3 protein-coding genes and 1 pseudogene are annotated in these 7,816 nt (G+C 27.4%); all 4 read left to right on the forward strand.

From position 1 onward, the window contains the following. Positions 1-190, forward strand: a pseudogene (locus PWP28_RS13525) (hypothetical protein); the annotation flags it as partial. A 353-nt stretch (positions 191-543) separates the two neighbouring features. Then, complete coding sequence (locus tag PWP28_RS13530; RefSeq protein WP_308644986.1) at positions 544-4,761, forward strand: hypothetical protein; 4,218 nt, start codon at positions 544-546, stop codon at positions 4,759-4,761. Positions 4,762-5,794: 1,033 nt separating this feature from the next. After that, positions 5,795-6,910: a hypothetical protein gene (locus PWP28_RS13535; protein ID WP_308644987.1), complete on the forward strand. Its 1,116-nt coding sequence runs from the start codon at positions 5,795-5,797 to the stop codon at positions 6,908-6,910. 8 nt (positions 6,911-6,918) lie between these two features. Continuing rightward, the gene (locus PWP28_RS13540) at positions 6,919-7,176 is read left to right on the forward strand and encodes a hypothetical protein (RefSeq protein WP_308644988.1); all 258 of its coding nucleotides are present in this window, start codon (positions 6,919-6,921) and stop codon (positions 7,174-7,176) included. Positions 7,177-7,816: the final 640 nt, after the last annotated feature.

Here is a 7,816-nt window from a genome sequence, read left to right on the forward strand (position 1 = left end):
TATAGAGTCAATACATTGTGATGAATTAGCACAATTTGATTATTGGATTTCCCCTAATTATAATTTTTATCCCCAGATGGGTATGAATATTAATATAGCTTTAAATAAAAATTTTACAAATATATTTGATGAGTATGATTCTTATTTTTATAAGGAATTAGTAAAGGAACTAGGAGACGACAACAAGTAAACACTTTATGGCAAGTAGAGTTAAAGAAAATGCTACAAAATTATTAGAATAGATAAGATCAATTTGAATTATAATTTGAATAGAATTAATGCTGTGAGATTTGGTAAGTATGATATTTTAAATGTTAGAATATTACTTGTAACTAATATGAAAAGCTGTAAAAAAGTAGTAGAATTTAGTGTGAAAAGATTTAGATAAAGTGCTAGTTTTGATATAAATACTAATAAACAATAAACTTGACATTATCCATATAATTGGACAAGTTATGTTTATAGTCATTAGGCTAATACTGGGGGTTCAAAGGAGAGTAAAAAAAGAGATTGACTTTAGAATATAAGTAGGGTGGTGACAAAATGCAAGTAAAAATAGCTGGATTTATTGGAAGAAAGTTAATTGATAAAATTTTTGATAATACATTGGATAGTGTAATAGATAAATTGGCAAAAGACAAAATTAAAAACGACTATAAGAAAATTGAAAAAGCTATTTACAATACTCTTATTTCTGAAAATAAAGAAGAAGCATATTTTGAAAGCCTTCAAAGATTATTAGATGAATCTGAAATTATTAATGTGCTTTTTAATTTTACCTATTTAATTACAAATTTGTCAATGGAGGATAGAAGAAACTATATTGAGGAGTATATAGAAGAATTTTATAATGGAAAAGGCATAGAGAACATTGAGTTAAGTATTATAAAAGGGAAAATAAAGCAGCAGTTTGAGTATTGTTTTAATGTGATGAATGAGCCGAGTGATGAATCAAGAAAACTGATTAATCAAATAGTGGTTAAGATTGCTAACACAAGTGAGTATCAAACGGAATTAATGAATTATTTGAAATGCGATATTGAGGAGTTACATACAGAGATACTTAATATTGAAAAACTTTTCCCAGTTAGTGATGTAGACTTAGTTTATTTGAGATCCATGGTTAAGACGTCTATTGATAATTTACAGGTGCGATTTAATAGGGAATTCAATGTTGACGTTGAATTGTCAAACTGGTTTGGTAAATTTTGCATTATTGAAGATGAGAAAAGAAATTTGTATTCATTATTAAAAGAAGTACAAGATGCTATATCAAGAATTAATGTTAATGGAAAAACAGAAATGATAAAAAAGTGGAACTCTTTGATAGAAGATTTGCTGGAAAATAGAGAATTTAATTCTTCTTTATTGGAAAAAGATATAGAAGAATATATAGACCAAGTCGAGGAGGAAAATAAGAAAAAATGTAGTGAATCAGAGGATGATTACTATAAAAGCAATGAGTATTATGACTGGCGAAATTTATGTGTGAAAAATAGTAATTTAGATAATTATAGGAAGGCATTTTATGCAGATACTTTAGTTATTACAGGTGAAGCAGGTATTGGTAAATCACATTCAATAGCACATTTCATATATAATTATTTTTATCTGCAAAATAAAATATGTATATTTGTATTAGGGCAACATTTAAATGAGCAGCTAGATCCAGTGTTAATGTTAGAAAAATGGTTGCATATCCCGTATACTATTCAGAGATTTTTGGAGCAATTAAACAGAATTGCAGAGGAAAATAATTGTATTATTCCATTTATTATTGAGGGTATAAATGAAGGATACCATTCTGAAGTGTGGAAAGAATATTTTGAAGGTTTGGTTGGAATATTTGAAAAGTATAATAAAATAAAGCTTATGGTTAGTATTAGGAAAACATATATGAAAAAGTGTTTACCGGAAAACTTTCAAGACCGAGACAAAACATTGGTTATAGAACATAGAGGATTTGCTGGGAATTCAATTCAAGCAGTTACAGAGTTCTTTGATTACTACGGTATCAATAAGCCTACATTTCCCATCCTTTATTCGGATTTTTATAATCCGTTATTTCTTCATACACTCTGTAAAACAGTAAAAGGTTCTGGGAATGTTAAAATTGACGAATATAGTTCATTTACTGAAATTTTCAAAGGATATATTTCTGTTATAGAAGAAAGTCTTTCAAAGCGTTTTCAATACCTTATAGGTCTGAAGCTTGTGAAAAAGTGTGTTGATAAAATTATTCAATATAGTCTTAAAAATAATGTGCGCTACGGAATTACAATCGATAAATTTTATGAAATTGTTGGAGAAGTAACACAAAGATTTGGAGTGTCACTAACTGAGTTTGTTCAGGCTATGATTGATAATGGATTATTCTATACGGAATTATATGGTTTTGATCTAGAGGAAGAATATATTCAATTTGCATATGAAAGATACCATAATATTTTGGCAGCTCAATTTCTAATTTCAGATATTAATGCTAAAGAGGAATTGGTTGAATCAATTTCAGGTGGTGAATTAGCTAAGTATTTTATTAATATGCATAGTGGGATAGTAGAAGAACTATTTGTTTTGGTGCCCGAAAAATATTCAGTAGAATTATTGGAATTACTTGAAGAAGAGAAAGCAGAAAAAGTATTAGATTTGTTTCTTAATAGTTTGATTTGGAGAAAAAAGACAGCTATTTCTTTAGAGACAACTATTCGTATGATTAATAAATATATAGTTGTGCGACCATGGTATTTCAAAAAGTTAATAGAAAAATTGTTAATTATTGCACCAATTGAAGGGCATCCATTAAACTCCTTATTCTTACATGAACATCTTATCAAACGTACAATGGCAGTAAGAGATAGTTTTTGGGTTGAAAGTTTGTACGATGATACCATTGACAGTAACGGTATATTAAATACATTGGTAAAATTACTTAGAAATCAATTGGAAACTTATACAGGTAAAACAAAAGATCTAATCGCTATACTTTTAGTATGGTCTTTAGCTAGTACAAATAATAGCTATCGCGAGAATGCCATTCGATCTTTGGTGGCACTAATGCAAGATGATTTAGTAGTTGCAACAGCAACCATAAAGAGATTTGAACAAGTGGATGATGGATATGTTAAAGAAGGGCTATATTGTAGCGTGTATGGTGCTGTATTACGTTCTCAGAGAATGTCAGGTGCTGAAGAGCTTGCAGAGGTAGTATTTAATGATATTTTTGGAAGAAATGAGGTTTATCCACATATAATTGTTAGGGCACATGCAAAAGGTATTATTGATTATTTAAAACAATCAAATATTAAGTGTGGATTTGATATAACAAAAACAGTACCACCATACAACAGCAAATGGTATGAGAAAATTCCATCACAACAGGAAATAGATAGCTATTTATTTGATTATAAAGATAAAGAAATAAAGCCATATATGTATCCGGTCAATACAATAATTCATTCTATGGCTACAAATACAGGAGAAAAATCTTTGGGTTATGGTGACTTTGGCAGATATGTTTTTGAAGGTTGGGTTGAACCATGGGCATATCATTTTATTGCTCAAGACTTAAGTAATATTGTTACAAATCAAATTTTTGAAACTTATAAATATGATTTTAATTTGCATGGTAAATTTGATAATAGAGTAGAATCATATGATCGTCATAAGCATAGAAATGAAAGAATTGGCAAAAAGTATCAACGAATAGCAAGTTTTGAAATGTTATCAAGACTAGCTGACAATTTTTCACCTGGAGAAGTAAAGCGAGAATATAGCGATGCTTATCAGGAATGGAATAGTAAAAGGTTAGAAGCAATATTTGATTTTGATGAATATTCAGATGATGTATTAGATTTGTTAAATGAAGAATATGAAGAAGAGGATGGTGTTAAAGAAGTATTTGTTCAATATAAGTACGAAGGACCATGGCAATTTTATTATAGAGGAATAGATCCTAGCGTATTAGCACAAAAGCCTTCAGAAGGAAAAAATCTATGGCAGGATGTATTTAGAATTCCCGATGTATCAAATAAGGTATGGGCCAGCGCTGAATCTGAAGAACCTACTATGGATAAAATAGTATTTGTTGAATATGGTAATGAGTCTTTTGTAGCTTTGGAAATGTATAATACATGGAAAAGTGACTGCTCAAGATACGATGAAGAACCTAAAGAGTACTTTGCTAAAGCGTTGGCAATGCTAGTTCCAAATGATCTAATAATATTAGATGAGGAAAAATCACAACTTAAAAAATGTGCAGAAGGAAGAAATAATTATGAAGTATATACAGTATTTGCAAGAGAATATTTCTGGTCAGAGGCATACAAAGATTTTGAAGAAAAGGTTAAAAGAGATTATGATGAAAAAGATGAAGATGGATATATCGAAACAGGAATTGACTATCATTGTCCAATGTCATATTCAGAAGAAGTGGAAAATGTGGTCTCCTCTTATGCTATGCCAAGTAAATACCTTGTTGAGAATCTTGAACTTAGACAATTAGATGATGGAAAATGGTATGATAAATCAGGTAAATTAATTTGTTTAGATATACAATTCGATGGTTATCGCGGAGCATTAATTATCAGAAAGGATAGTCTATTAGAACTGATTGATAATAAGAAATTAACTGTTGCATGGGGAGTTTATACTGAAAAAAAAGGTAATCCTTATTTTTATGCGACTAGAAAAACAGCTAAGTGGGATGAAAATGAATTTAGTGTAGAAGAATATGATACTGAACAATGGACAGTTAAATTTTAGAATATAAGAATATTGAGTATAAAAGTAGGTAAAATACTTTTATAAAACCGGGATTTTTAGGAATAAGAAAGAAGGGAGATAAAAAATTTATAGCAGTTGCACCTTCTAAAACTGTAAATTTATATTTTTTATTTGGTGGTAAAATGGAGAATTTCGAGGAACTAAAAAAAAGAAAAAAGCATTCAAAATTACAGGCTATGGACTCTACAAAAAAATGTTTGGTGAAACTAAATTCCAAGAATTTTAGCAGTATGGCAGAATTATAAAATTAAAAGGACGGGAGCTTAAAAGGCTCCTATTTAAATGTAAAAAATTTGTATAAGAAAATGCTATTTGTACATAATTGCCAATAAAATAAGTTTATGGAGTTGATATATTTAGCTAGGATAAAACCAAATTTAAAGAAAAAAGAAATGAAACAGGTACATTTTGATATAGATCTTGATGATTATTTAAAATTTGAAAAAATAGTAGTGGAGAGCAAATTAATAGCTTGTACAAAGTTTCCTTTCGATTAAGGGGAGCTATTTATAAGACCCTATAGCATTTCTTCCTGGGATTGGGGCGGAGCGACCCAATATATTTAATTAAGCATATGCCAGGTTTTATTCTGAGGGAGCGAAGAGTTAAAGATGGGATGTGGTTTCGTTGTTATACATTAATGGAGGTATTAAAACTGGAATTCGCTTATAGTAGTTATATTATGACTTAAATATATAGATTTTTATTATTTAATTAATTCTATAATATTACATTAATAGAGTAATTTATAATATAATTATGGAAATATGTGGAATTATTTAATAAATATATATTTTATGAATGTAAATAGTATAAAAGGTAGATTTATAAGGAGTTATTTATTATTACAGGAATTATAGTTTTTAGTTTTATATATAATAAAAAGACACATAAAAGTTTTAAATAAACTAATTATGAAAAAGTAAAGGAAATTTAAATGATATAAGCGATAAAGTTCCCAGAAATTAATCAATATATAATGTAAAAAATAATTGAGGAGGAAGTTGTTTTAATGAAGAATTTGTTGGTTGGAAATGGTATAAATATACAGTTTGGAGGGTATGAAAACACAAATGAATCTATTATTTTAAGAGGAATTAAGTCTTTAGAAAAGGAGGATTTTCCTAAGCACATTATATTAGAAAATACTAAGGATTTAGTGAAATTAATAGGATATTTATTTATAGAATTTAAGTATATGTTAAATGATGATTATAATTCATTTACTTTATCAAATGAAGAGCAACGATGTCTAGATGATATGAGAGAAAGGTATAAGGACAGAAAAAATTTGATTTTATCAGATATTGGCTTTGAAGATTACTATTTAGTATATGACTTATTTTGTAATAAAAATAATATAGTTAACCATGAAAAATTTTATATTAGAGAAGCTATTAAAACTTTTTTCATATATTCAATATTTAATGGAGGAAAAGTTAATGAGATTTATAAAAAGTATCCTGAAAAATTAAAAGAGTTTTTTGAACCATTTAATAATATTTTTACTACTAATTATGATGAAAATTTAGCTCGATTTACAGGAAAAAATATATATTATTTGCATGGAGCATTCAATATAATGGATTATAGATATAAGAAAGATTCTTTTAGAAATATGTTATCTAATAAAGCAATAGATGATTTCAATATAGATAATAAGTACTATTATCTATATTCAAATGTATTAACAACTTATAGTGGGTTTTCTAAAAGTTTTTCTATGAATCAGGCACACCAAGGAAACGAATTTATCAACAAAATGACAGATGGGTACAAAAGTAATCCAGCTATTAAGGAAGATATTGATAGTTGGAAATTTACTGATAATAAAATATTGAGAAACATGTATGATTCTATTATTCTAAAAGTTGATAATGAGGAATTACAATTTGAACAACAGTATCCAGTGAATGAGTTTAGAAGTATAGAAGGAGAGCTAAAAACAGTTGGGCTTTCACCAAATAATGATACGCATATATTTGAAACTATAAACAGTAATAGTAACTTAAAGAAGGTTACATATTATTATTATGATAAATCGGAATGTGAAGTGGTCAAAAAATTATTAAATAACTTTACTGTCGAATTTCTAGCAGTAAAAAATTTGTGGAAAGAATATAAGTAGGTGATATTATGATTAAGTTTAATACTGATTTTATTAAATTCGCAGAAGTTGCTAGAGAGTTAACAGGAAGTACAATGTCCAATAGTGAAATTTATTATAAATTTGTGTCTGTAATGTCTAATGTAAAAAAGAGGATACATGATAAAGTAGATAAGATAGTTAAAAAGGTTGATGTTTCTTTTGATGAAGCTCATCCATTATTTGTTGTTTATATAAATATATTAGCAGTTGAAGAAAGGCTAGATCCAGAAATATTATTACTATAGATTGGTCATGGATTTATAAAAAAGTGGTGGAAGATTGGAATACTTCCACCACTTTTACACCAAATGATAAAATAAAGCGTGATACATAAAAATATAGTAAGTTATACAAATGTTGATTTTATAACAATTAGGATTAGGATATAGAATACATAATAATATATATTGAAATATTAGTGTGATTTAATACAGAAATAAACTTTTATTGAAATTAAGGGGGTTTCTTATAAAGATGCTATAAAATATTTTGTAATAAGGAAAAAGATAAATAGTTAGAATGAGTTCTTTACTATTTTATTAATGCAAATAAAATCCTTAAACAATTGATATATAAGGGAAAAAGAAAATAGCGGAAGTATTAAATTTTCCGCTATTTTTACACTAATGCAGAAGTTATTATAAAATTCTATAAGTTATAGAAAAGTACAATAAAATTTTTATAATCCTAAATGTCAATATTTTAAAAGGAAATTAAAGTATATTTTGTTATAAAAAATATACTTTGGTAATATGGTTAAACACACTCACCATATTGAGACATGCGTACTTTTGTCCCGCAAAAATTAGTAAATATCTCACTGTACTTATAAACAGGAAAATTGAATAAAATAGATTTTAATGACTATTCAAACTTGTTATATGA

The sequence above is a fragment of the Oceanotoga sp. genome (genome assembly GCF_030445905.1).
Classification (GTDB): domain Bacteria; phylum Thermotogota; class Thermotogae; order Petrotogales; family Petrotogaceae; genus Oceanotoga; species Oceanotoga teriensis.

Coding starts and splice junctions, on each gene's coding strand:
- PWP28_RS13530 (WP_308644986.1), top strand. CDS start 544: ATGCAAGTAAAAATAGCTGGATTTATTGGAAGAAAGTTAATTGATAAA.
- PWP28_RS13535 (WP_308644987.1), top strand. CDS start 5,795: ATGAAGAATTTGTTGGTTGGAAATGGTATAAATATACAGTTTGGAGGG.
- PWP28_RS13540 (WP_308644988.1), top strand. CDS start 6,919: ATGATTAAGTTTAATACTGATTTTATTAAATTCGCAGAAGTTGCTAGA.